The organism is Variovorax sp. Soil_C_33 (genome assembly GCF_057656935.1).
The window spans coordinates 118,543-140,220 of sequence record NZ_JBDGJK010000010.1; the positions used below are offsets into that span (position 1 = coordinate 118,543).

The window sequence follows — 21,678 nt, forward strand, 5'->3', positions numbered from 1 at the left end:
CGACACGCCCCGCTCAGCCCAGCAGGCGCGCCAGCGTAAGCAGCGCGAGCAGCACCATCCACATCACGACCGAACGCCAGACCAGGCCGACGACGCTGCGCAGGTGCGCCGGTTCGGGCTCCCGCCCCGGCGTGCTGCCGCTGTCCGGTCCACGGCCTGCGGCAAGCGGATCGCCCGCCTGCGCCCTCGACAGCGGATCGGTCAAAGGGACCGGACTCAGGGTGCCGCCGCCGAGCCGCACGTTGACGGCACCCGAGGTCGCGGCCAGGATCACGCCGTCGTTCTCATTGGGAAAGCGCCGGGCGTCGTTGCGCCAGCAGTCGATCGCCTCTTCGAAACTGCCGACCACCGCGAAACCGAGCGCCGTGATGCGCGCCGGCAGCCAGTCGATCACGCCCCAGGCCCGATCGGCCGCGTGCTGAACCCACGTGCTGGACGGCTGGATCGAGGCGCCGTTCTTGTGCGCCCAATAGCGCGAAACGAACTCGCTCATGCGGTAGAACACCGCGCCGGCAGGCCCCAGCCCGGCGGCGGCGAGGATAGAGAACCACGCAAGCACGCCGAACACGTGCCGATGCGCCGCGATCACCGAGTGCTCGATCACGTGACGCACGATCTCGCTGCGCGGAAGGTCGGCTGCATCGACGCGCTGCCAGTGCGCGAGCAGCGAGCGGGCGAGCGCTTCGTCGCCCTCGTCGAGGGCATCGCGGATGCTGGTGAAATGGTGGCTGAACTGCCGAAAGCCCAGCGTGACGTAGAGCACCGCGACGCTCCACAACACCGCGAAGGGCAACCCCAGCGTCAGCACCAGCAACCAGTGCACGCCCAATGCGAGCACCGTCGGCACGAGCACTGCGAGCCCCCAGGCCACCCAGCCATGGTGCGGCTTGCCGGCGTCGAAATTGCGGCTGGTCCAGCGCGTCCATGCGAGCACGCTGCCGTACACCGGGTTGTGATACGCCAGCGGCCGTACCTGTTCGATCAGCAACGCGCACAGGATCGCAAAGAAGCTCATCCGTCCGATGATAGCGAGTGCCTCCGTGGCACCGGACCGGACGTGGCGTGGTTCAGGCCGAGAGGAAGCGGTAGAGGTTGCGCAGCATGCCCGCCGTCGCGCCCCACACGTAACGCTCGTGAGGACCGTCCTGGTAGGGCATCGAAAACCACTCGCGCGACTTGAGGTCTTCGCCGACGAGCGCGTGGCGCCGGTGGTTCGCCGGATTCATCAGGTGGGCGAGCGGCACTTCGAAAGCCGCCGCCACCTCATAGGGATTGATGTTCAGCTCGAAGTCCGGGCGCACGAGCGCCACCACCGGCGTCACGATGAAGGACGTGACGGTCGTATAGGTCGGCAGGCAGCCCAGCACCTCGATGTACTCCGCCGACAAGCCGACCTCTTCCCACGCCTCGCGCAGGGCCGCCGCCGCGATATTGGCGTCCTCGGGATCGACCCGCCCGCCCGGGAAGGCCACCTGGCCCGAATGCGTAGACAGATGCGCCGTCCGTTCGGTCAGCAGCACGGTGGGTTCGTCCCTCATCACGATCGGCACCAGCACCGCTGCCTGCGCGGGTATGCGGTCCGTCAACCGCGGCTCGCGCCGCAGTTCGGGCACCCAGGCCGGCGGCGTGGCAAAGCGTGCACGCAAGGCGCGCGCATCGAAGCGGGAAGGCGCCACCGCGGGGAGCGCGGCGTCGATGCCGACCACCGGCACCTCGCGCGGGTCGAAGGACCGCAGCGCCGACGGCAGGACGGCGTTGACGGACTCAACGGAGGCAGCGCGCATGATGGACGGTAGTGGTGTAGTCAAAGAAGGAATAGCTGAGTAAAGCGCAAAAACCGCGCCAGCGTGACACGCGGCGCAACAACAAAAATCACGAACGCAGGATGCATCGAAGCACAAATGCAAAAAGCCGCCTCGATCGGCGGCTTTTTGCACGACGGGAGGTGCTCTTTACTGAGCAGCCGCTGCCGACGACTTGCCCGGCAGCTTTTCCTTGATGCGTGCCGAACGGCCGCTGCGCTCGCGCAGATAGTAGAGCTTGGCACGACGTACATCGCCGCGACGCTTGACTTCGATGCCGGCGATCAGCGGGCTGTAGGTCTGGAACGTACGTTCCACGCCTTCGCCGCTGGAGATCTTGCGCACCGTGAAGCCGCTGTTGAGGCCGCGATTGCGCTTGGCGATCACGACGCCCTCGTAGGCCTGCACGCGCTTGCGGTTGCCTTCGACAACGTTCACGCTGACGATGACCGTGTCACCGGGCATGAAATCGGGAATCTTCTTGCCGAGCCGGGCGATTTCTTCCTGCTCGAGGGTCTGGATGAGGTTCATTGGTTTCCTGGATTCGATCGTGCTCGCGCTACACAAAAGGCGTCATGAAGCCTGGGAGGCCAAGGCGACGCGGCCGGCAGAGGATCGGGGAGCCAAAGATTATAGCTTTTTTTGGAGCGCTTTCTCGTCCGCCGGGCTGAGCCGCCCGGCTGCGCGAGCCGCCTCGATCAAGTCGGGGCGTTTCTGCTGGGTGATCGCGAGCCGCTGGTCGCGTCGCCAACGCTCGATCTGCAAGTGATGCCCCGAGAGCAGGACGGGAGGCACGCCCTCGCCCATCCATTGCTCCGGCCGGGTGTAGTGGGGGCAGTCGAGCAGGCCGTCGAGCGCCGGGTTGAAGCTGTCCTGCACGTGGCTGTCCGCGTCGCCCAGCACGCCCGGCTGGAGCCGCGCGACGGCGTCGAGCAAGGCCATGGCGGGAATCTCGCCGCCCGACAACACGAAGTCACCGATGCTCAACTGGTGCGTCACACGCGCATCGATGAAGCGCTGGTCGATGCCTTCATAGCGTCCGCACACCAGCACCGCGCCTTCGCCGGCGGACCAGCGCTCCACCGCCTCGTGCCGAAGGGTTTCGCCGATCGGCGAGAAAAGAAGCACCGGTGCCGCGGTACCCCGCGCCGCCAGCGCCGCATCGAGGCAGGCCGACAGCGGCTCGGCCATCATGACCATGCCGGGGCCGCCGCCGAAGGGCCGGTCGTCGATGCGCCGATAGTTGCCGTCGGCGAAATCGCGCGGGTTCCACAGCACGACCTCGACCTGTTTCGACTCGTAGGCACGGCGCGTCACGCCGCTCGCGAGAAAGGGCGCGAACAGCTCGGGAAAGAGTGTGATGACGTCGAAGCGCATGGCGGCGCCGGAGCCCGGCGGCTCAGTAGTCTGGCTGCCAGTCGACGGTGATCAGCCGGCCCGGCAGATCCACCTTGTCGACGAAGGCCGAGACGAACGGAACCATGCGCTCGACCGGCTTGCCGCCCTCCTCCTGGGCGTCCAGCACCAGCGTGGTCTGCGGTCCGGTGGCGAGCAGTTCGCGCACCGTGCCGAGTGCGACGCCTTCGCGGTTCACGACGGCAAGGCCGATCAGATCGACCCAGTAGTACTCGTCGTCGCCGGCGGTCGGAAAGCTCGAACGCGGCACGAACACGCGCGCCCCGCGCAGCGCTTCGGCCGCGTTGCGGTCAGGCACGTCCTCGGACGACGCAACGATGCAGTCGGAATGTTCCTTGGCCTCGCGGATCGCGAGCCGGAAAGCGGCGGCGCTCTGTGCGCCGGGCGGCTGCAGAAACCAGCGCTTGGATGAAAAAAGCGCCTCGGGCTGGGCGCTGTGGGGCAGGACCTTGAACCAGCCCTTGATGCCCCAGGCGTCGGCGATGCGCGCCACTTCGATCGCATCCGCCGGCAATTCGGCGGCTTCGAGCGTGGGCAGCATCGCCTTGCCGGCGGCTTAGGCCGCCGCCTTGGGAGCCGCTGCGGCGGCTTGCTTGATCAGGCGATGGACCGTGGGCGAGGCTTGCGCGCCGACGCTCTTCCAGTAGGCCAGGCGATCCTGCGCGATGCGGATGCTTTCTTCGTTTTCCTTGGCGGTCGGGTTGTAGAAACCCAGGCGCTCGATGAAGCGGCCATCGCGGCGAACACGCTTGTCCGACACGACGATGTTGAAAAACGGACGGCCTTTGGCGCCGCCGCGGGAGAGTCGAATGACGACCATGATTTATCCTTCGGGTGGTGCAGCAAACCCGAAAAGGTTCGCCCACAGTGTTCTTCCAGCGTCGAGACACGCGACATGGCCACCCGGCCAGCGACACGCTGAAAAGCCCACGATTATAGCCCGAGCCACTTTTTTCACCACCTTGGCATCGCCAGGCGTCTCAGAATGACCACCATCCGCCCCAGCCGCAACGAAGATGTCGCAGCCATCACCGCCATTTACGCCCATCATGTGCTGCACGGCACGGGCACCTTCGAGACCGAGCCGCCCACCGCCGCCGACATGGCCGCCCGCCGGGCCGACGTGCTGTCGAAGAACCTGCCCTTCCTGGTGGCCGAACAAGACGGCGAGCTGCTCGGCTTCGCCTACTGCAACTGGTTCAAGCCCCGTCCCGCCTACCGCTTTTCGGCCGAGGATTCGATCTACCTGGCCGAAGCCGCACGCGGCCAGGGTTTGGGCGCACGGCTGCTGGCCGCACTGACGCAGGCCGCCGAATCCGTCGGCGTGCGCAAGCTGATCGCGGTGATCGGCGACTCGGCCAACGCGGGATCGATCGGCGTCCACCGCGGGCAGGGCTTCGCCCATGTGGGCGTGCTCAAGGACTGCGGCTGGAAGTTCGGCCAATGGCGCGACGTGGTGCTGATGGAAAAGGTGCTGGGCGAAGGCAGCTCGACAAGCCCGGAATGAAGAGCAAGACCGTGGCCTCCTGGCTCGCCTTTCTGGGCGGGCCTCTGGGCCTGCACTGCTTCTACCTGCGCGGCTTCGGCAGTACCTTGGGCTGGCTGCTCCCGATCCCGACGGCGCTCGGGCTCTACGGCATCGAACGCCTGCGCCTCTACGGCGTGGACGACGGCTGGAGCTGGATCTTGATCCCGTTGCTCGGCTTCACGATCGCGGGCTGCGCGCTCACCGCCATCGTCTACGGGCTGATGACGCCCGAAAAATGGAACGCACGCTACAACGCCGGCGCTCCCGTCGACGCCCCCGCCGGACGCACCAACTGGCTCACCATCGGCGCAGTCGTACTGGCCCTGTTCTTCGGCAGCACGATCCTCATGGCCAGCATCGCCTTCAGCTTCCAGCGCTTCTTCGAGCACCAGATCGAAGAAGGCCGCAAGATCTCGCAGTAGCCTTCGACCGTCAGAAGACCTGAAGGCCGATCCAGTAGGCGATCGCGGCTACGAAGGCCGAGGCCGGGATCGTAAAGATCCAGGCCCACACGATGTTGCCGGCCACTCCCCAGCGCACCGCACTCGCGCGCTGGGCCGAGCCGACGCCGACGATCGCGCCGGTGATGGTGTGCGTGGTCGAGACCGGAATGCCCAGCGCCGTGGCGAGGAACAGGGTCAGCGCCCCGCCCGTCTCGGCACAGAAGCCGCCGACCGGCTTGAGCTTGGTGATCTTCTGGCCCATGGTCTTGACGATGCGCCAGCCGCCGAACATGGTGCCGAGCGCGATCGCCGCATAGCAAGTGCCGACGGTCCAGGCCGGTGGCGCCTCCGCGTTGGCAGCCGAATAGCCGGTCGCGATCAGCAGCATCCAGATGATGCCGATGGTCTTCTGCGCATCGTTGCCGCCGTGGCCCAGGCTGTAGGCGCCGGCCGAAACCAGCTGGAGCGTGCGGAACCACCGGTCCACGCGCGACGGCGTCGAACGCCGGAATCCCCAGGCGACCACGATCATCATCAACGAGCCGAGCAGAAAACCCAGGAGCGGCGAAACGAAGATGAAGGCTACGGTCTTCCAGATCCCGGCGGCGATCAAGGCGCTCGATCCGGCCTTGGCGATCACCGCGCCCACGATGCCGCCGATCAACGCGTGCGACGAACTGCTGGGGATGCCGTAGTACCAGGTGAGAAAGTTCCAGCTGATGGCGCCGACGAGGGCGCCGAACACCACGTGCACATCGACGATGCCCGGCTGCACGATGCCCTTGCCGACGGTCGCCGCCACGCTCAGGTGGAAGACGAAGATCGCGATGAGATTGAAGAATGCCGCGAACACCACGGCGTGGCCGGGCTTGAGCACGCCGGTCGATACGACCGTGGCGATCGAATTCGCCGCGTCGTGAAAGCCGTTCATGAAGTCGAATGCGATGGCCAGCGCAACCAGCACCACCACCACCCACAGGGCGACCTGCACCGTTGTCATTCGGCGCCCGCGCTCAGGAGTTCTCGAGGACGATGCCCTCGATCACGTTGGCGACGTCTTCGCACTTGTCGGTGATCGTCTCCAGCAGCTCGTAGATGGCCTTGAGCTTGATGACTTCGCGCACGTCCGGCTCTTCGCGGAACAGCTTGCTCATCGCGCTGCGCATCACGCGGTCGGCGTCGGACTCGAGCCGGTCGATCTCCTCGCAGGTCTTGAGCGTGGCCTCCGCGATGGCCGGGTCGGTGATCTTGCTGAGGAACTTGACCGCATCCTTCACCCGCTCGCAGCACTTCACGCTGAGCGTGGTCAGGCGCGTGATCTCCTCCGTCATGTGGCGCACGTCGTAGAGCGCCATGGTCTCGGCGGAGTCCTGGATCAGGTCGGCCACGTCGTCCATCGTGTTGATGAGCTTGTGGATCTGCTCGCGGTCGATCGGCGTGATGAAGGTCTTGTGGATCAGCCGGTTGACGTCATGCGTCACGCGGTCGGCAGCGCGCTCGGCATTGTCGACATCGCGGTTGTACTGCTCGCGCAGATGCAGGTCGTTGTAATTGGCGACGAGTTGCTCGAAGGCGCGCGCGGCTTCGACGATGCGGTCGGCGTGCTGATTGAACATCTCGAAAAAATTCCCCTCGCGGGGCAGCAGCTTGCCGAACATGGCGGTCTCCTGGATTTCGGCCACCACACTCATGTGACGCCATCGTGAAAAACCGCGCAAGTGTAATGGTCGGGCCCGCAGACGAGCGTCAGAGACGTTCGATGCGCTGGTCGGCCACTTGCGCGAGTTGGGCCGGCGTGACCAGCTCCGGCGCGATCTCCGCCAGCGGCACGAGCACGAAGGCGCGCTCGGCCATGCGGGGATGCGGCAGCGTCAGCGCCGCCGTGACCATCACCACGTCGCCATGGCGCAGCAGATCGAGATCGAGGGTGCGCGGCGCGTTGCGGTAAGGGCGCTGGCGGCCCGCGCCGCTCTCGAGGCGCTGGAGCTCGGCCAGCAGTGCCGTCGGGTCGAGTTCGGTTTCGAGTTCGACCACCGCATTGATGAAATCGGGCCCCTGCGCATCGACAGGGGCGCTGCAATAGAGCGAAGAGCGCGCGCTGACGCGCGTGCCGGGCAGCGCAGCCAGCTCGTCCATCGCCTGCCTCGCCGTCGCACGCGCGTCGCCGAGGTTGGCGCCGATCGCGACGTAGGCGCGGCTCGCCGTCATTCGGCCGCGACGCTGCTGCCGGCTTCGCCGCCGCTGCGCGGCTTGCGCCGGCGGCGCCGCTTGCGCGGCGCGGCCGCAGCGACTTCGCCGTCGGGCGGAAGCTCAGCCTCGCCGGCGCCGTCCGGTGCGGCGGATGCCGCCGGCGCACGCGCGGCGGGCGCGCGTTGGCGCGTTTTCTTGTGCTGCTCGTCGCGCACCTGATCCAGCAGGTCTTGCCGACGCACCTCGTCGGCCGTGCTGAACTCCTGCCACCACTCGGCGATCGCTTCATTGACCTCGCCGACGTCGGCGCGCAAGCGCATGAAGTCGAACGCCGCTCGAAAGCGCGCCTGCTCGACCAGGCTGTAGGGCGTGGCGCCCGTGCGCTTGTCGAAGCGCGGCTGCATCATCCAGATCTCGCGCATGTCGGCGGCCAGCTTGCCGCGGCCCGAGACGTCGCCGATGCGCGCATTGAACACGTCGTCGATCGCATCCTGCAGCGCCGGGAACGCAGCTTGCCCGCGCTGGCCGTGACGGCCCTCGACGCGTTGGGCCCAGCCGTCGCGCACGTCGGCCCACAGCACGCAGGCCAGCAGGAAGCTCGGCGCCACCGGCTTGCCTTCGCCGACGCGGCGGTCGGTGTCCTGCAGGGCAGCCTTCACGAAGGGCAGATCGGCGCGCTCGACCACGACGTCGAGCAAGGGGTAGATGCCGGTCGTCAGCTCGAGCTTGCGCAGCTGCGCGACGGTGGCGACAGCGTGGCCGGTCTGCAGCAGTTTGAGCATCTCGTCGAACAGCCGGCTTTGCGGCACGTCGGCCAGCAGCTTGCTCGATTCGACCAGCGGCGCCGCGGTCTTGGGCTCGAGCTTGAAGCCGAGCGCTGCCAGCTTGGCCGAGAAGCGGATCGCGCGAATGATGCGCACCGGGTCTTCGCGGTAGCGCGTGATCGGGTCGCCGATCATGCGCAGCATGAGCTTCTTCGAGTCCTTGATGCCGTTGTGATAGTCGACCACGATCTCGCTCGCCGGGTCGTAGTACATCGCATTGACGGTGAAGTCGCGCCGCGCGGCGTCTTCTTCCTGGGGACCCCAGACGTTGTCGCGCAGCACGCGGCCGCTGGCGTCCACCGCGTGCTTCATGCCCGCGAGCTCGCCCTTGCTGGTGCGTTCGTTGCCGGCCACCTGCTCGGCGCCGTTGCTGTCCATGTAGGCACGGAAGGTCGAGACCTCGATCACCTCGTGCTCGCGACCGCGGCCGTACACCACGTGCACGATGCGAAAGCGCCGGCCGATGATGAAGGCGCGGCGAAACAGGCTTTTCACCTGCTCGGGCGTGGCGTTGGTCGCGACGTCGAAGTCCTTGGGGCGCAGGCCGAGCAGCAGGTCGCGCACCGCGCCGCCGACGACGTAGGCCTCATAGCCGGCATCCTGCAGCGTGGTGACGACGTTCTTGGCGCGCTCGTCGACCAGCGCCGGGTCGATGCCATGCACCGAGGCGGGCACTTCCTGGCGCTTGCCGAAACGGGCCTTGCTGCCCTGTGTGGCAGCGCCGGATTTGCCGAGGAGTTTGTCGATGAATTTCTTGATCATTGGAAAGCTTCGGCGCCTCTGGCGCCCTCATTCATTTTCGAGCATCGACCGGATCAGCGGGATCGTGATCGCGCGCTGGGTCTGCAGGGCATAGCCGTCGAGCTGCGCGAGCAGTTCCATCAGGCTGCCGAGATCGCGGCTGAAACGATGCAGCATGTAGTCGAGCACTTCGTCCGACAGCATCACGCCGCGGCTGTCCGCGGCCTGGCGCAGCACGGCGCGCCGCTCCGATTCGCCGAGCACCTGCAAGTGGAACACATGGCCCCAGCCCAGGCGCGTGCGCAGGTCCTCGCGCAGCGGCAGATCGGCCGGCGGCACGGTGCCCGCCGCCACCACGCCCCGCTGCAGGCTCTGCGCATTGACGAACCAGTTGAACGCGGCGTGCTGCTGGACCGCGGTGTAGAGATGCACGTCGTCGAACAGCACGGCGCCCCAGCGTTCGTCGAACTCGGGCGGGTCCAGCAGCCCCGCATGCAGCCAGCCCACGCTCGCCCCCTGCTCGCGCAAGGCGCCGCGCACGGCTTCGAGCAGGTGCGTCTTGCCGCAGCCGCTCTCGCCCCACAGGTAGGTCGGCACCGGGGAATGCAGCGTGGTCGAACGCGCGTCGCCGACCCACAGCGCCAGGTGCCGCAGCGCCGGCTCGTTCGGCCCGGCGAAGAAGCCCGCGAGCGTAGGACCGGTCGCAATGCCGATATCGAGCGCGAGCTGCTTCATGCCATGGCCGCCGGAAGCGGCTGGGGTGGCGCGGATGACGCAAAGAAGGGGTTCATGGGACAGGGCATGGCGGCCCTTAAAATCGTGGCGAATTCTATCGGCCCGGCTGCCTCGGTTGCCGGCGTCATTGTCCTCCTTCCTTTCGCCCCTTCCCCTCCTCCGTCCGGCCAGCCCATGAACTCCACCCCGCCCACCCCGCTCAGTTACAAGGATGCCGGCGTCGACATCGATGCCGGCGACGCGCTGGTCGACCGCATCAAGCCGCTGGCCAAAAAGACGATGCGCGAGGGCGTGCTGGCCGGAATCGGCGGCTTCGGCGCGCTGTTCGAAGTACCCAAGCGCTACAAGGAGCCGGTGCTGGTAAGCGGCACCGACGGCGTGGGCACCAAGCTCAAGCTCGCCTTCGAATGGAACATGCACGACACCGTCGGCATCGACCTGGTGGCAATGAGCGTCAACGACGTGCTGGTCCAGGGCGCCGAGCCGCTGTTCTTCCTCGACTACTTTGCCTGCGGCAAGCTCGACGTCGACACTGCGGCAGCCGTGGTCGGCGGCATCGCCCGGGGCTGCGAACTCAGCGGCTGCGCGCTGATCGGCGGCGAGACCGCCGAAATGCCCGGCATGTACCCGGCCGGCGAATATGACCTCGCGGGCTTCGCGGTCGGGGCGGTCGAAAAGTCGCTGATCCTCACCGGCCAGAACGTCAAGCCGGGCGACACGGTGCTGGGCCTGGCGTCGGCAGGCGTGCACTCCAACGGCTTCAGCCTGGTGCGCAAGGTGATCGAACGCGCAGGCACCGACCTGCCCGCCACGCTCGACGGCCAGCCCTTCCGCGACGCCGTGATGGCGCCGACGCGGCTGTACGTGAAGCCGGTGCTGGCGGCGGTGGCCAAGCACCCCATCAAGGCGCTCGCCCATATCACCGGCGGCGGCCTGCTCGAGAACATTCCGCGCGTGCTGCCCGATGGCACGGCGGCCCATCTCCAGAAAGGCAGCTGGCCGCAGACCGAGCTGTTCGCCTGGCTGCAGAAGGTGGCCGGCATCGACGACATCGAGATGAACCGCACCTTCAACAACGGTATCGGCATGGTGGTCGTGATCGACGCCGCCGAAGCCGCCGCCTGTGCGGCGACGCTGCGCGCCGCGGGCGAGACAGTGCACGAGATCGGCGTCATTGCCGAGCGCGGCGCCGGCGCAGCCGTCGTCGTGGCCTGAGCGGCCTTGCACCGCGTGAGCGATATCCCCTCCACGCCGTCATCGCGCGCGCTGCTGACGGCGAGCTACCTGCTGATGGCAGGTGCATTGCTGCTGATCATGTGGCAGGGCCTGCTGCCCGGCCTGTTGTGCGTGTGCATCGGATTTCTGGGTACGCGCTGGTTGGCTCGCGTGCTGGACACAGGCTTTCGACGCATGCTGCCCGTGCGGCCGCAGGGCCTGGCCTCCGCCGTTCCCTCCTGGTCGCGCGTCATCGCAGCCACGCTGATGATGCTGGCGCCGATCGGCCTCCTCAGCGTGGCTTTCTCCGAGGCGCGCGACTTCGTCCTCAACGCGCCGGAGCAGTACCAGGAGCTCCTTGACTACATCGCCCGCACGGTGCTGGAACTGCGCCTCAAGCTGCCGCCCGACATCGCCGCCTATCTGCCCGAAGGCTCCGCGGAAGTGCAGCGCGTCGTCGCCGGCTACCTGCGCGCCCAAGCCGGCATGCTCGCGCTGACCGGGCGAGCATGGCTGGGAGGCGTGCTGTTCGCGTACGTCGGCATGATCGTCGGCGCGCTGGCCGCCATTGCCCCCCATCCGCCGGCGCGCCGCCCGCTGGCCGAGCAATTGAAGCAGCGCATCACCCTCTTCGGCGAAGCCTTCGGCCAGATCGTGGCCGCCCAGTTCTGGATCGCGGCCTTCAACACTTTTCTGACCGCCCTCTTCCTGCTGTTCCTGCTGCCGATGTGGGATCTGCGGCTGCCCTACACGCCGGCGCTGATCACCTTGACGTTCATCGCGGGGCTGGTGCCGATCGTCGGCAACCTGTTGTGCAACATCGTCATCACCCTGGTCGGCCTTTCCGTGTCGCCGATCACGGCGCTGGCGTGCCTGGGCTTCCTGATCCTGATCCACAAGGCCGAGTACTTCATCAATGCCAAGGTGGTGGGAGCCCGCACGCAGATGGGCGTGTGGGAACTGCTGGCCGTGATGTTCGCGGCCGAGGCGGTGTTCGGCCCGGCCGGACTGGTGGCGGCGCCACTGTTCTACGCCTACCTCAAGAAAGAGCTGCAGGCCGCGCGGCTCGTCTGAGACGAATGTCCTGATTTGATCGATTCTTGTCCGGTGCAGCGCGGACGGCACGCCGGCAGAGTAGAAAAATAAGGCGCATCGTCCACTCGACCCCCCGGAGCGCGCTGCCATGAAAACCTGTCTGATAGTGATCGATGCTCAGGAATCGTTTCGCCATCGCCCCTACTTCGCGCAACGCGACTATGACCCCTATGTCGCGGCGCAGAACACGTTGATCGAAGGCTGCATCGCGGCCGGCATTCCGGTCGTTCGGATCTTCCACGTCGACGGCCCGGCCAGTGCAAGCAACCCCTTCGCGGTCGAATCGGGACATGTGCGGCCGCTCGAGGAGCTGGCCGCCTTCGATGCCGCCGCCACCTTCACCAAGCACCGCCACAGCGCGCTCGTCAACAGCGGGCTGGATGTCTGGCTCACCGAGAACGGCATCGGCCGGCTGATCGTGAGCGGCATCCGCACCGAACAATGCTGCGAGACCACGACGCGCCACGCATCCGACCTCGGCTGGTCGGTCGACTACGTGCTCGACGCCACGCTGACCTTCGACATGACGCAAGCCGACGGCCAGCCACTGTCCGCGGCCGAGATCAAGGCACGCACGGCGACCGTGCTCGAAGGGCGCTTCGCCAGGATCTGCAGTGTCGAACAGGCGTTGGAGCGCGCGGGCGCACTGGCCGTTGGCTGAAGGACCTTGCGCACGATGAGCTTGCCCTCGATCCGGGTTGTCTTCGTGCTGCTGCCCCACAGCCTCGTGCTGGACTGGGCCGGTCCGGCCGAGGCTTTGCGCATTGCCAACCAGCAATTGCGCGCCGCCGGCCAGCCCGAGCGCTTCAGGATCGAGTTTGTCTCTCCGGACCCTGCGGCGGTCGGATCGGTCGGCGTGACGCTCGCCGGCCTGTCGCCGCTGCCCACCCGATGGGACGGCCCCGCCTGGATCGTGCTGGTCGGACTGCCGGGCGACACGATCTCGACGGCGGGCCCCCAGGCGCAGGCCCTGCTGCGGTGGCTGCGCGGCCTGCGTTTCGAGCGCCACCGGCTCGAACTCGTCACGATCTGCGCGGGCGCCCTGCTCGCTGCCCACGCGGGTGCGCTCGCGGGCCGGCGCGCCACCACCCACCATCATCACCTGGACGAGCTGCGGCAGGTGGAGCCGCGCTGCGAGGTGATCGCCAACCGCGTGTTCGTGATCGACCCGCCGCTCTACAGCAGCGCCGGCGTGACGACCGGCATCGACCTGATGCTGCACCGGATCGCCGAATGCTGCGGCGAAGCCCTCGCGGCGCAGGTCGCGCAGACCATGATGGTGGCGCTTCGGCGCGGCCCGCACGACCCCGAGCTCTCGCCCTTCCTGGCCTATCGCAATCATCTGCATCCCGCGCTGCATCGCGTGCAGGATGCGGTGAGCGAAGAGCCGCAGGCCGAATGGACAGTGCCCCGCATGGCGGAAGTCGCCCACACCTCGGCCCGGCACCTGACGCGCCTGTTCGTCGAGCATGCGGGCGTGGCGCCGCTCGCGTATCTGCGGCGCTTGCGGCTCGCGACCGCGCAGCTGGCGCTACAGTCGGGCGCCAACGTTACGCGCGCCGCCGAGATCTCGGGCTTCGGTTCGGACACGCAGCTGCGCCGCGCATGGCATCAGTTCGGGCTGGCGGGTTCGCCCTCGGACGCTCAGAGGTAGCCGCAGAAGCGCAGCACGTGCCCGTCGGGCTCGCGGATCGCGAACTCGCGCAGGCCCCAGGGCTGCGAGGCCACCGGTTCGATCACGTTGACGCCACGCTTCAGATAGGCGGCATGCAGTCCGTCGACGTCCTGGCCGACATGGATCACGATCTCGCCGCGCCAGGGATCGGTCTCGCGCCGGCCGCATTGCCAGAGGCGGATGTAGACCGGGTCGCCATAGCTGCGATCGCCTTTTTTCACCCGCGCATAGCTCGGCGGCTCGCCGGCGATGAAGTCGAGCTCGAAGCCCAGCACATCGCAGAAGTAGCGCGCAGCGCGCATCGCATCCGCCACCGGCAGCACCGGCTGGATGCCGTGGAACTCGTGCCGCGTGCCCAGGTCGACCGCGGAAGCCTTGGCCTGGTCCATCAGTATTCCGCCCGGCGCAGCGCAGCGACGCGTTCGGCGATCGCATCGATGTCGAGCGCGTCTTCGGCATGCATCAGATAGGTTTCGAGGTCGCGCACTGCCAGCGCGCTGTTGCCTTGCTCGGCATGCGCCAGGCCGCGGTCGCGGTGCTCGCCCCAGGCTTCGGGAAACAGCGCCACCAGCCGATCCTGCACCGCGATCGCACGCTGCCAGTCTTCCTGCGCGCGATGGATTTCCTTCAGGTTGCGCAGCATCCGGCCGATGATCTCGCGCGGCGAGGCGGGCTGCAGGTACAGGCCCAGCGGCACGTCGAAGTCGCCCACCAGGCCGTTGCTGCGCTTGTAAGGCTCGAGCCGCTCGCTGAGCTCCTCGCGCGAGAGCGACTTGCCGGTGAAAGGGTCGATCACCACCTGTCCCTTCGGCAGCGTGACCTTGAGCATGAAGTGGCCCGGGAAACCCACGCCTCGCGCCTGCAGGCCCAGGCCCTGCGCAAGCTCCATCCACAGCACGGCCAGCGAGATCGGGATGCCGCGGCGCGTGCGCAGCACCGCGTTGAGATAACTGTTGTCGGGGTCGTAGTAGTCGTTGACGTTGCCGCCGAAGCTCAGGTCGTGAAAGAAGAACTGGTTGAGCGCCCGCAGGCGCTGCAGCGGCGCCGCATCGGCGGGCAGGCGGCGCCTGAGCCGCGCGAGCAGCTGGTCGACGTCGCCCAGCACCTGCTGCACATCGAGTTCGGGATATTCGTCCTGCGCCAGGCTGGCGGCCGCTTCGAGCAGCGGAAAGTGATCGTCGCTCTTGACAAGCGAGTCGAAGTACTCCAGAGCAGTGGGCGCCGAGAAGCTGAACGTCATGTGTCTTTGTAGAGGAGCGCGTGGAGAGCGTCAAGGCGGCTGCGCGTTGCGCTTTTCAGCGGCGCACAAAACTGCGCAACTTGACGCCCGCAATCGCGAGCACCGCGAAATAGAGCAGCGCGGCACCCGCGATCAGCGCCGCCAGCAGGCCGATGCGGCGCAGGCGTTCTGCCTGCAAGCCGATCCAGTCGAAGTGCTGAGCGCCCCACACCAGCAGCGCGGCCAACAGCAGGGCGCCGGCCATCACCTGCAGCACGAACTTGCCCCACCCCGGCTCGGGCTTGTAGCTGCCGCGCCGGATCAAGCCGACCAGCAGCCAGATCGCGTTGATCAGCGCCCCGATGCCGATCGTCAAGGTCAGCGCGGCATGTTGCAGCACCGGCACCAGGACGATGTTGAGCAGCTGCGTGAGCACCAGCACGGCCACGGCGATCAGCATCGGCGTGCGCGTGTCGTGTTTGGCGTAGTAGCCCGGCGCCAGCACCTTGATCGCGACCAGGCCGACCAGGCCGACGCCGTAGCCCATGAGCGCCAGACTGGTGCGCTGGACGTGAAACTCATTGAAGGCGCCGTTGTGGAACAGCACCGCGACGAGGGGCTTGGAGAAAACCAGCAGGGCCAGGGCGCAGGGCACCGAGAGCAGCACCACGAGGCGCAGACCCCAGTCGAGCATCGAGGAATAGCGCGCATCGTCCTTGGCGGCACGCGCGCCGGCGAGCTGCGGCATCAGCACCACGCCCAGCGCCACGCCGAGCATGGCGGTCGGGAACTCCATCAGCCGGTCGGCGTTGGTGATCCAGCTGACGCTGCCGGTCGCCAGATGAGATGCGATCTGCGTGTTGATGAGCAGCGAAATCTGCGCCACGCTGACGCCGACCAGCGCCGGCAGCATGAGCCTCGTGATCTTGCGCGTCGTCGGATCGGCCCAGGCGGCGCGGATCGCCGCGATGCTGGCACCGATGCGCGGCATCATGCCGAGCCCGCGCAGGGCCGGCATCTGCAGCGCCAGCTGCAGCACCCCGCCCGCCATCACGCCCACGCACTGGGCATAGATCGGCTCGATGCCGAGCCGCCGGAACCACGGCGCGCCGAGCACGATCGACAGGATCAGCGCCACGTTCAGCAGCACCGGCGACGCCGCCGGTACCACGAACTTGCGCCAGGTGTTGAGGATGCCGCCGGCCAGCGCGACCAGCGACATGAAACCGATGTAAGGAAACATCCAGCGCGTCATGACGACCGCGGCATCGAAGCCCTGCGGGTTCTGCTTGAGGCCGCTGGCCATGGCCCAGACCATCAGCGGCGCCGCGATCACCCCCGCCGCGCAGACGATGACCAGCGTCCAGGTCAGGAGCGTCGCCACGTGGTCGACCAGCTGCTTGGCGCCCTCGTCGCCGTGCTCCGTCTTGCTGGCCGCCAGCACCGGCACGAAGGCCTGGCTGAAGGCGCCCTCCCCGAATACGCGCCGGAACAGGTTGGGGATGCGAAAGGCGACGTAGAAGGCGTCGGTCATCGCGCTGACGCCGAACACCGAGGTCATGAGCACGTCGCGGACCAGTCCCGTGACCCGGGAGGCGAGCGTCAGCAGGGAAACGGTGGAGGCGGATTTGAACAGTGACACGGGCGGAAGTGTATGTGGCCGCGCGTGCTCTTCCCCGCCCGCAGGACGGCCGCGGGCTCCTCGCCTATAATGGAGGGCTTTGCTGCATCATCCCCAGACATCTTAAGGAACATATCCATGGCATCCGCCAAGCCAAAGAAAAAGAACCCGCGCCTCGCGTCGGGCCGTAAACGCGTCCGCCAGGACGTCAAGCTCAACGCCGCGAACACCTCGCTGCGCTCCAAATACCGTACCGCCGTGAAGAACGTCGAGAAGGCGGTGCTCGCCGGCGACAAGACCAAGGCGGCAGAACTCTTCGCGAAGGCCCAGAGCATCGTCGACACCGTCGCCGACAAGGGCATCTTCCACAAGAACAAGGCCGCTCGCGACAAGAGCCGCCTCGCGGCCAAGGTCAAGACCCTGGCCCTCGCCCCTGAAAAGGCCGCCGCCTGACGTTTTCAGGCAAACAGCCCGGACGGGTTTTCAGCCAGTCCGCCGTTTGACCGGGTGCGCTGCAGCAAAGTGAAAAAACCGCCTTCGGGCGGTTTTTTCATGGGCGATCGATCTTGGCCTCGTGTACCAGGCATGCCTCCGCCACCTGCAAGCCGTTGTCCTTGGCGAAATTCATCACGAAGTCCCACGCCATCACTTCGGCCTCGCGCAGTTCGCTGCTGACCACCACGCACTTGATGCCGTTGATGACCGTCGGCACGCACCATGGCGAATAGTTCAGGTGGCTGCCCGGCTTGGGCCCGCCCGGGCGGAACGAACACATCACGCCGGCCAGCCGCTCCGCCCAGTCGCTCGGGCGAAATGTCCGGCCATCTTCGGTGATGCCCTGGATGAAGACTTGTTTGGCGCTGGGGGAAACCATCGGTGGGGAGAAGGGAAACGCGCTCGTGCTGCGCCGCACAACGATTCTATCCGGCGGTCCCGCGAGCGACACCTGGGCGGGCATTGCTGTGATGCGCAATCCTCAACGACGCTGTCAAGGCGCACGCCTAGAATCCGCGTTCCCTTTTCCGGAGATCGTATGAGCGCCACTGCCGCCCCCTCGTCGCCCCATGTCATGAACACCTATGGCCGCCTGCCGATCGCGTTGTCGCACGGCCAGGGCTGCCGAGTCTGGGACACCGAAGGCCGCGCCTACCTCGACGGTCTGGGCGGTATCGCGGTCAACACGCTGGGGCACAACCACCCCGAGCTGGTGCCGGCACTGCAGGACCAGATCGCCAAGCTGATCCACAGCTCCAACTACTACCACGTGCCCGGTCAGGAACAGCTGGCAACCAAGCTGACCGAGCTCTCGGGGCTCACCAATGCCTTCTTCTGCTGCACCGGGCTGGAGGCCAACGAGGCGGCGCTCAAGCTGGCGCGCAAGTTCGGCCATGACAAGGGCATCGAGCGCCCCGAGATCGTGGTCTACGAGGCCGCCTTCCACGGCCGCAGCATCGCCACCCTGTCGGCCACCGGCAATCCGAAGGTGCAGAAGGGCTTCGGCCCGCTGGTCGAAGGTTTCATCCGCGTGCCGCTCAACGACATCGAAGCGCTCAAGAAGGCGACCGAGGGCAACCCGAACGTGGTGGCCGTGTTCTTCGAAACCATCCAGGGCGAAGGCGGCATCCATCCGATGCGCTGGGAATACCTGCGCCAGGTGCGCGCGCTCTGCGACGAGCGCGACTGGCTGATGATGATCGACGAGGTGCAGTGCGGCATGGGCCGCACCGGCAAGTGGTTCGCGCACCAGTGGGCGGACATCTTGCCGGACGTGATGCCGCTGGCCAAAGGCCTCGGCTCGGGCGTGCCGATCGGCGCGGTCGTGGCCGGCCCGCGCGCCGCCAACCTCTTCGGCCCGGGCAACCACGGCACGACCTTCGGCGGCAATCCGCTCGCGATGCGCGCCGGCATCGAGACCATCCGGATCATGGAAGAGCACAAGCTGCTCGAGAACGCAGCCGATGTCGGCGCGCATCTCAAGGCCGCGCTGGAGCGCGAGCTCGGCGGGCTGGCGGGCGTGACGGAGATCCGCGGCCAGGGCCTGATGCTCGGCATCGAACTCGACCGGCCGTGTGGCGTGATCCTCAACCGCGCGTGCGACGCCGGCCTGCTGCTAAGCGTGACGGCCGACAGCGTGATCCGCCTGGTGCCGCCGCTGATCCTCAGCATCGCCGAAGCGGACGAGATCGTCGCAATCCTGGCGCCGATCGTGAAAGCCTTCCTTGCGGAGCCTCGGCCATGAGCGACAAGACACCCGCCATCCGGCACTACCTGCAGTTTTCGGATTTCACGGCCGACGAATACGCGCACGTCTTTGCGCGCGCCGCGCTGATCAAGAAGAAGTTCAAGGCCTACGAAAAGCACCAGCCGCTGGTCGACCGCACGCTGGCCATGATCTTCGAGAAAGCCTCGACCCGCACCCGTGTGAGCTTCGAGACCGGCATGTACCAGCTCGGCGGCAGCGTGGTGCACCTGACCACCGGCGACAGCCAGCTCGGCCGTGCCGAACCGATCGAGGACAGCGCCAAGGTCATCAGCCGCATGGTCGACCTGGTGATGATCCGCACCTATGAGCAGACCAAGATCGAGGCCTTCGCGGCGCATTCGCGCGTGCCGGTGATCAACGGTCTCACCAATGAATTCCACCCCTGCCAGATCCTGGCCGACATCTTCACCTTCATCGAGCACCGTGGCTCGATTGCCGGCAAGACGGTGGCCTGGGTCGGCGACGGCAACAACATGGCCAACACCTGGCTGCAGGCCAGCGAGATCCTCGGCTTCAAGGTGCATGTGAGCACGCCCAGCGGCTACGAGGTCGACCAGTCGATCGCCGGCATCCGCTCGGCCGACAGCTACAAGGTGTTCAAGGACCCGATGGAAGCCTGCCGCGGCGCCGACCTGGTGACCACCGACGTCTGGACCAGCATGGGTTACGAGGCCGAGAACGAGGCGCGCCGCGCCGCCTTTGCCGAATGGTGCGTCGACGAAGAGATGATGCGCGTGGCCCATCCCGACGCCCTCTTCATGCACTGCCTGCCCGCGCATCGCGGCGAGGAAGTGCAGGCGGAAGTGATCGACGGCCCGCAGTCCGTCGTCTGGGACGAAGCCGAGAACCGGCTGCATGCGCAAAAGGCGCTGATGGAGTTCCTGCTGCTGGGACGGCAGACGAACTGACTCCCGCGCCGGTGTTTCCATTCTGTTGGAAATAACCGACACCACGACCTCGTTCGCGGCGCTAACTTTGCGCCATGAACCAACGTATCTGGGATATCTCGCCGCCGGTGCATGAAGGCGCGCCGGTGTTTCCCGGCGACACGCCCTATCGGCAGCGATGGGCGGCCACCATCGCGCCGGGCTGCCCGGTCAATGTCAGCGAGATCACGCTGTCGCCGCATGTCGGCGCGCATGCCGATGCGCCGCTGCATTACGACCCGGCGGGCGCGACCATCGGCGACGTCGATCTCTCCCCCTACCTCGGCCCCTGCCGCGTGATCCATGCAATCGCGCGCGGGCCCCTGGTCGAGTGGGAGCATCTCGTTCACGCCATCGACAAGCTGCCGCCGCGCGTGCTGGTGCGCACCTACCGGCGCGCGCCCGTCGACCGCTGGGACGGCGCGCTCGCCGCCTACGCGCCCGCCACCATCGAGCGCCTCGCCGCGCTGGGCGTGAAGCTCATCGGCATCGACACCGCCAGCATCGACCCGGCCGAGAGCAAGACGCTGGCCAGCCACCAGGTCATCCGCCGCCTCGGCCTGCGCGTGCTCGAGAACCTCGTGCTCGACGAAGTGCCGGAAGGCGACTACGAACTCATCGCGCTGCCGCTCAAGCTCGTGACGGCCGATGCCTCCCCCGTCCGCGCCGTGCTGCGCGAACTCACACCCATCCGACCATGACCCTCGACGATTGCAAGCGCCTCGACGCGCAAGATCCCCTCGCCGCCCTGCGCGACCTGTTCATCCTGCCCGAAGGCGTGATCTACCTCGACGGCAACTCGCTGGGCGTGCTGCCCAAGGCCGCACCGGCGCGCGTCGCCCAGGTCGTCGCCGAGGAATGGGGCGAAGGCCTGATCCGCTCCTGGAACAGCGCCAGCTGGATCGACCTGCCGCAGCGCCTGGGCGACAAGGTGGCGCGCCTGATCGGCGCGGCGTCCGGCGAGGTGGTGTGCACCGATGGCACCTCGGTCAATCTCTACAAGGTGCTGTTCGCCGCGCTGTCGCAGATGAAGGCCGGCGGCCGCAAAGTCGTGATCAGCGAACGCAGCAATTTCCCGACCGATCTCTACATCGCCGAGTCGCTGTGCCGCGAGCGCGGCTTCACTTTGAAGCTGATCGAGGCCGGCGAGCTGCCCGCCGCGCTCACCGACGAGGTCGCGGTGCTGATGCTCACGCACGTGAACTACCGCACCGGCGCGATGCACGACATGCAGGCGCTCACGGCCGCGGCCCACGCGGCCGGCGCGCTCACGGTGTGGGACCTGGCCCACAGCGCGGGCGCGGTGCCGGTGGCGCTCAACGACAGCGAGGCCGACTTCGCGATCGGCTGCGGCTACAAGTACCTGAACGGCGGTCCGGGGGCACCGGCCTTCGTCTGGGTGCACGGGCGGCACGCGAGCCGCTTCGAGCAGCCGCTCTCGGGCTGGTTCGGCCATGCAGCGCCCTTCGAATTCACGCCGCACTACCGGCCGGCGCCCGGTGTCATGCGCTACCTGTGCGGCACCCAGCCCATCCTTGCACTGTCCGCGCTCGAATGCGGGCTCGACACGGTACTGGCCGCCGCGCCGTTCGACGGCGATCGGGGCAGCATGGCGGCGCTGCGCGACAAGTCGCTGGCGTTGACCGACGCCTTCATCGCCCTGGTGGAAGAACGCTGCCCGGGCCGCTTCACGCTGATCACGCCGCGCGAACACGCGCAGCGCGGTTCGCAGGTCTGCCTCGCGCTCAGCGACAACGGCCCCGGTGCCTACGCGATCGTGCAGGCGCTGATCGCGCGCGGCGTGATCGGCGACTTTCGCGCCGGCGATACGCAGATGCCGGACATCCTGCGCTTCGGCTTCACGCCGCTCTACCTCGGCTTCGAGGACGTCTGGCACGCGGTCGAACACCTCGTGCAGGTGCTCGAAGGCGAGGAATGGAAGCGGGCCGAGTTCAACCAGAAACTCGCGGTGACCTAAGGAGGGA

26 protein-coding genes are annotated in these 21,678 nt (G+C 67.3%); 11 read left to right on the forward strand and 15 right to left on the reverse strand.

The annotated features are described in order from the left end of the window. Positions 1-13 precede the first annotated feature (13 nt). The 6 genes from AC3A6B_RS16960 to rpsP all read right to left on the reverse strand — a co-directional run bounded on the left by AC3A6B_RS16960 (position 14) and on the right by rpsP (position 4,038). Positions 14-1,015, reverse strand: a complete 1,002-nt coding sequence (locus tag AC3A6B_RS16960) for a CobD/CbiB family protein (protein WP_487837847.1) — start codon at positions 1,013-1,015, stop codon at positions 14-16. A 52-nt stretch (positions 1,016-1,067) separates the two neighbouring features. Then, positions 1,068-1,784 carry a CoA pyrophosphatase gene (locus tag AC3A6B_RS16965; RefSeq protein ID WP_487837848.1) on the reverse strand — a complete coding sequence of 239 codons (717 nt, stop codon included), beginning with the start codon at positions 1,782-1,784 and terminating at the stop codon, positions 1,068-1,070. 168 nt (positions 1,785-1,952) lie between these two features. After that, a complete protein-coding gene (gene rplS, locus AC3A6B_RS16970) occupies positions 1,953-2,333 on the reverse strand; it encodes a 50S ribosomal protein L19 (RefSeq protein ID WP_093106411.1) in 381 nt (126 codons plus the stop codon). Between the two features lie 99 nt (positions 2,334-2,432). Further along, positions 2,433-3,179: a tRNA (guanosine(37)-N1)-methyltransferase TrmD gene (gene trmD, locus AC3A6B_RS16975; RefSeq protein WP_487837849.1), complete on the reverse strand. Its 747-nt coding sequence runs from the start codon at positions 3,177-3,179 to the stop codon at positions 2,433-2,435. Positions 3,180-3,201: 22 nt separating this feature from the next. Continuing rightward, complete coding sequence (gene rimM / locus AC3A6B_RS16980) at positions 3,202-3,759, reverse strand: ribosome maturation factor RimM (RefSeq protein WP_487837850.1); 558 nt, start codon at positions 3,757-3,759, stop codon at positions 3,202-3,204. 15 nt (positions 3,760-3,774) lie between these two features. Beyond that, on the reverse strand, positions 3,775-4,038 hold the full coding sequence (gene rpsP, locus AC3A6B_RS16985) for a 30S ribosomal protein S16 (RefSeq protein ID WP_093106418.1): 264 nt from the start codon (positions 4,036-4,038) through the stop codon (positions 3,775-3,777). Positions 4,039-4,203: 165 nt separating this feature from the next. Between rpsP and AC3A6B_RS16990 the strand changes: the two genes are divergently transcribed. Both AC3A6B_RS16990 and AC3A6B_RS16995 read left to right on the forward strand, forming a co-directional pair. Next, positions 4,204-4,725 (forward strand): N-acetyltransferase family protein, encoded by a 522-nt coding sequence (locus tag AC3A6B_RS16990; RefSeq protein ID WP_487837851.1) that lies wholly within the window; start codon positions 4,204-4,206, stop codon positions 4,723-4,725. Beyond that, positions 4,722-5,168 carry a TM2 domain-containing protein gene (locus AC3A6B_RS16995; protein WP_487837852.1) on the forward strand — a complete coding sequence of 149 codons (447 nt, stop codon included), beginning with the start codon at positions 4,722-4,724 and terminating at the stop codon, positions 5,166-5,168. Before AC3A6B_RS16990 ends, AC3A6B_RS16995 begins: the two co-directional genes overlap by 4 nt. 10 nt (positions 5,169-5,178) lie before the next feature. Here AC3A6B_RS16995 and AC3A6B_RS17000 read toward each other — a convergent pair whose 3' ends face one another. The 5 genes from AC3A6B_RS17000 to hda form a co-directional block, all read right to left on the reverse strand. Continuing rightward, positions 5,179-6,189 carry an anion permease gene (locus tag AC3A6B_RS17000; protein ID WP_487837853.1) on the reverse strand — a complete coding sequence of 337 codons (1,011 nt, stop codon included), beginning with the start codon at positions 6,187-6,189 and terminating at the stop codon, positions 5,179-5,181. A gap of 13 nt (positions 6,190-6,202) precedes the next feature. Then, a complete protein-coding gene (locus AC3A6B_RS17005) occupies positions 6,203-6,847 on the reverse strand; it encodes a DUF47 domain-containing protein (protein WP_487837951.1) in 645 nt (214 codons plus the stop codon). An 88-nt stretch (positions 6,848-6,935) separates the two neighbouring features. Next, positions 6,936-7,397, reverse strand: a complete 462-nt coding sequence (folK, locus tag AC3A6B_RS17010) for a 2-amino-4-hydroxy-6-hydroxymethyldihydropteridine diphosphokinase (RefSeq protein WP_487837854.1) — start codon at positions 7,395-7,397, stop codon at positions 6,936-6,938. Then, positions 7,394-8,965, reverse strand: a complete 1,572-nt coding sequence (pcnB, locus tag AC3A6B_RS17015) for a polynucleotide adenylyltransferase PcnB (RefSeq protein WP_487837855.1) — start codon at positions 8,963-8,965, stop codon at positions 7,394-7,396. The genes folK and pcnB overlap by 4 nt, the downstream gene beginning before the upstream one ends. Before the next feature lie 27 nt (positions 8,966-8,992). Then, positions 8,993-9,679, reverse strand: coding sequence for a DnaA regulatory inactivator Hda (gene hda / locus AC3A6B_RS17020; protein ID WP_487837856.1), 687 nt, complete (start codon positions 9,677-9,679; stop codon positions 8,993-8,995). A gap of 174 nt (positions 9,680-9,853) precedes the next feature. On the opposite strand from hda, the gene purM reads away from it, so the two are divergent. The 4 genes from purM to AC3A6B_RS17040 all read left to right on the forward strand — a co-directional run bounded on the left by purM (position 9,854) and on the right by AC3A6B_RS17040 (position 13,643). After that, a complete protein-coding gene (gene purM / locus AC3A6B_RS17025; protein WP_487837857.1) occupies positions 9,854-10,894 on the forward strand; it encodes a phosphoribosylformylglycinamidine cyclo-ligase in 1,041 nt (346 codons plus the stop codon). Positions 10,895-10,969: 75 nt separating this feature from the next. Then, positions 10,970-11,968, forward strand: a complete 999-nt coding sequence (locus tag AC3A6B_RS17030; RefSeq protein ID WP_487837952.1) for an AI-2E family transporter — start codon at positions 10,970-10,972, stop codon at positions 11,966-11,968. 109 nt (positions 11,969-12,077) lie between these two features. Further along, positions 12,078-12,650 carry an isochorismatase family protein gene (locus AC3A6B_RS17035; protein WP_487837858.1) on the forward strand — a complete coding sequence of 191 codons (573 nt, stop codon included), beginning with the start codon at positions 12,078-12,080 and terminating at the stop codon, positions 12,648-12,650. Positions 12,651-12,665: 15 nt separating this feature from the next. After that, positions 12,666-13,643 carry a GlxA family transcriptional regulator gene (locus tag AC3A6B_RS17040; RefSeq protein ID WP_487837859.1) on the forward strand — a complete coding sequence of 326 codons (978 nt, stop codon included), beginning with the start codon at positions 12,666-12,668 and terminating at the stop codon, positions 13,641-13,643. On the opposite strand, the gene AC3A6B_RS17045 is transcribed toward AC3A6B_RS17040, so the two are convergent. From AC3A6B_RS17045 to murJ, 3 genes are read right to left on the reverse strand one after another with little or no spacing between them, the layout of a single operon-like run. Next, complete coding sequence (locus tag AC3A6B_RS17045; RefSeq protein ID WP_487837860.1) at positions 13,634-14,053, reverse strand: bleomycin resistance protein; 420 nt, start codon at positions 14,051-14,053, stop codon at positions 13,634-13,636. The two genes, AC3A6B_RS17040 and AC3A6B_RS17045, sit on opposite strands and share 10 nt — an antisense overlap. Continuing rightward, entirely contained in the window at positions 14,053-14,904 is an 852-nt protein-coding gene (locus AC3A6B_RS17050) for a SirB1 family protein (protein WP_214697977.1), read from the reverse strand. Before AC3A6B_RS17050 ends, AC3A6B_RS17045 begins: the two co-directional genes overlap by 1 nt. 55 nt (positions 14,905-14,959) lie before the next feature. Then, positions 14,960-16,525, reverse strand: a complete 1,566-nt coding sequence (gene murJ, locus AC3A6B_RS17055) for a murein biosynthesis integral membrane protein MurJ (RefSeq protein ID WP_487837861.1) — start codon at positions 16,523-16,525, stop codon at positions 14,960-14,962. Positions 16,526-16,642: 117 nt separating this feature from the next. Here murJ and rpsT point away from each other — a divergent pair, with 117 nt between their 5' ends. After that, positions 16,643-16,957, forward strand: a complete 315-nt coding sequence (rpsT, locus tag AC3A6B_RS17060; RefSeq protein WP_093106455.1) for a 30S ribosomal protein S20 — start codon at positions 16,643-16,645, stop codon at positions 16,955-16,957. A 97-nt stretch (positions 16,958-17,054) separates the two neighbouring features. Here the strand turns inward: rpsT and AC3A6B_RS17065 are convergent, their stop codons facing one another. Next, on the reverse strand, positions 17,055-17,378 hold the full coding sequence (locus AC3A6B_RS17065) for a DUF3579 domain-containing protein (protein WP_487837953.1): 324 nt from the start codon (positions 17,376-17,378) through the stop codon (positions 17,055-17,057). A gap of 159 nt (positions 17,379-17,537) precedes the next feature. Here AC3A6B_RS17065 and AC3A6B_RS17070 point away from each other — a divergent pair, with 159 nt between their 5' ends. The 4 genes from AC3A6B_RS17070 (at position 17,538) to kynU (ending at position 21,671) form a co-directional block, all read left to right on the forward strand. Next, entirely contained in the window at positions 17,538-18,743 is a 1,206-nt protein-coding gene (locus AC3A6B_RS17070) for an aspartate aminotransferase family protein (RefSeq protein WP_126838316.1), read from the forward strand. Continuing rightward, positions 18,740-19,675: an ornithine carbamoyltransferase gene (gene argF / locus AC3A6B_RS17075; RefSeq protein ID WP_487837862.1), complete on the forward strand. Its 936-nt coding sequence runs from the start codon at positions 18,740-18,742 to the stop codon at positions 19,673-19,675. Before AC3A6B_RS17070 ends, argF begins: the two co-directional genes overlap by 4 nt. Positions 19,676-19,749: 74 nt before the next feature. Further along, the gene (gene kynB / locus AC3A6B_RS17080; protein ID WP_487837863.1) at positions 19,750-20,394 is read left to right on the forward strand and encodes an arylformamidase; all 645 of its coding nucleotides are present in this window, start codon (positions 19,750-19,752) and stop codon (positions 20,392-20,394) included. Continuing rightward, entirely contained in the window at positions 20,391-21,671 is a 1,281-nt protein-coding gene (gene kynU / locus AC3A6B_RS17085; protein ID WP_487837864.1) for a kynureninase, read from the forward strand. The genes kynB and kynU overlap by 4 nt, the downstream gene beginning before the upstream one ends. Positions 21,672-21,678 lie beyond the last annotated feature (7 nt).

Coding starts and splice junctions, on each gene's coding strand:
- argF (WP_487837862.1), top strand. CDS start 18,740: ATGAGCGACAAGACACCCGCCATCCGGCACTACCTGCAGTTTTCGGAT.
- AC3A6B_RS16965 (WP_487837848.1), bottom strand. CDS start 1,784: ATGCGCGCTGCCTCCGTTGAGTCCGTCAACGCCGTCCTGCCGTCGGCG.
- AC3A6B_RS17050 (WP_214697977.1), bottom strand. CDS start 14,904: ATGACGTTCAGCTTCTCGGCGCCCACTGCTCTGGAGTACTTCGACTCG.
- AC3A6B_RS16960 (WP_487837847.1), bottom strand. CDS start 1,015: ATGAGCTTCTTTGCGATCCTGTGCGCGTTGCTGATCGAACAGGTACGG.
- AC3A6B_RS17065 (WP_487837953.1), bottom strand. CDS start 17,378: ATGGTTTCCCCCAGCGCCAAACAAGTCTTCATCCAGGGCATCACCGAA.
- AC3A6B_RS17005 (WP_487837951.1), bottom strand. CDS start 6,847: ATGTTCGGCAAGCTGCTGCCCCGCGAGGGGAATTTTTTCGAGATGTTC.
- AC3A6B_RS17035 (WP_487837858.1), top strand. CDS start 12,078: ATGAAAACCTGTCTGATAGTGATCGATGCTCAGGAATCGTTTCGCCAT.
- kynU (WP_487837864.1), top strand. CDS start 20,391: ATGACCCTCGACGATTGCAAGCGCCTCGACGCGCAAGATCCCCTCGCC.
- rpsT (WP_093106455.1), top strand. CDS start 16,643: ATGGCATCCGCCAAGCCAAAGAAAAAGAACCCGCGCCTCGCGTCGGGC.
- AC3A6B_RS17040 (WP_487837859.1), top strand. CDS start 12,666: ATGAGCTTGCCCTCGATCCGGGTTGTCTTCGTGCTGCTGCCCCACAGC.
- AC3A6B_RS17070 (WP_126838316.1), top strand. CDS start 17,538: ATGAGCGCCACTGCCGCCCCCTCGTCGCCCCATGTCATGAACACCTAT.
- rpsP (WP_093106418.1), bottom strand. CDS start 4,038: ATGGTCGTCATTCGACTCTCCCGCGGCGGCGCCAAAGGCCGTCCGTTT.
- AC3A6B_RS17000 (WP_487837853.1), bottom strand. CDS start 6,189: ATGACAACGGTGCAGGTCGCCCTGTGGGTGGTGGTGGTGCTGGTTGCG.
- kynB (WP_487837863.1), top strand. CDS start 19,750: ATGAACCAACGTATCTGGGATATCTCGCCGCCGGTGCATGAAGGCGCG.
- rplS (WP_093106411.1), bottom strand. CDS start 2,333: ATGAACCTCATCCAGACCCTCGAGCAGGAAGAAATCGCCCGGCTCGGC.
- rimM (WP_487837850.1), bottom strand. CDS start 3,759: ATGCTGCCCACGCTCGAAGCCGCCGAATTGCCGGCGGATGCGATCGAA.
- AC3A6B_RS17045 (WP_487837860.1), bottom strand. CDS start 14,053: ATGGACCAGGCCAAGGCTTCCGCGGTCGACCTGGGCACGCGGCACGAG.
- AC3A6B_RS16990 (WP_487837851.1), top strand. CDS start 4,204: ATGACCACCATCCGCCCCAGCCGCAACGAAGATGTCGCAGCCATCACC.
- trmD (WP_487837849.1), bottom strand. CDS start 3,179: ATGCGCTTCGACGTCATCACACTCTTTCCCGAGCTGTTCGCGCCCTTT.
- AC3A6B_RS17030 (WP_487837952.1), top strand. CDS start 10,970: ATGGCAGGTGCATTGCTGCTGATCATGTGGCAGGGCCTGCTGCCCGGC.
- pcnB (WP_487837855.1), bottom strand. CDS start 8,965: ATGATCAAGAAATTCATCGACAAACTCCTCGGCAAATCCGGCGCTGCC.
- hda (WP_487837856.1), bottom strand. CDS start 9,679: ATGAAGCAGCTCGCGCTCGATATCGGCATTGCGACCGGTCCTACGCTC.
- purM (WP_487837857.1), top strand. CDS start 9,854: ATGAACTCCACCCCGCCCACCCCGCTCAGTTACAAGGATGCCGGCGTC.
- AC3A6B_RS16995 (WP_487837852.1), top strand. CDS start 4,722: ATGAAGAGCAAGACCGTGGCCTCCTGGCTCGCCTTTCTGGGCGGGCCT.
- folK (WP_487837854.1), bottom strand. CDS start 7,397: ATGACGGCGAGCCGCGCCTACGTCGCGATCGGCGCCAACCTCGGCGAC.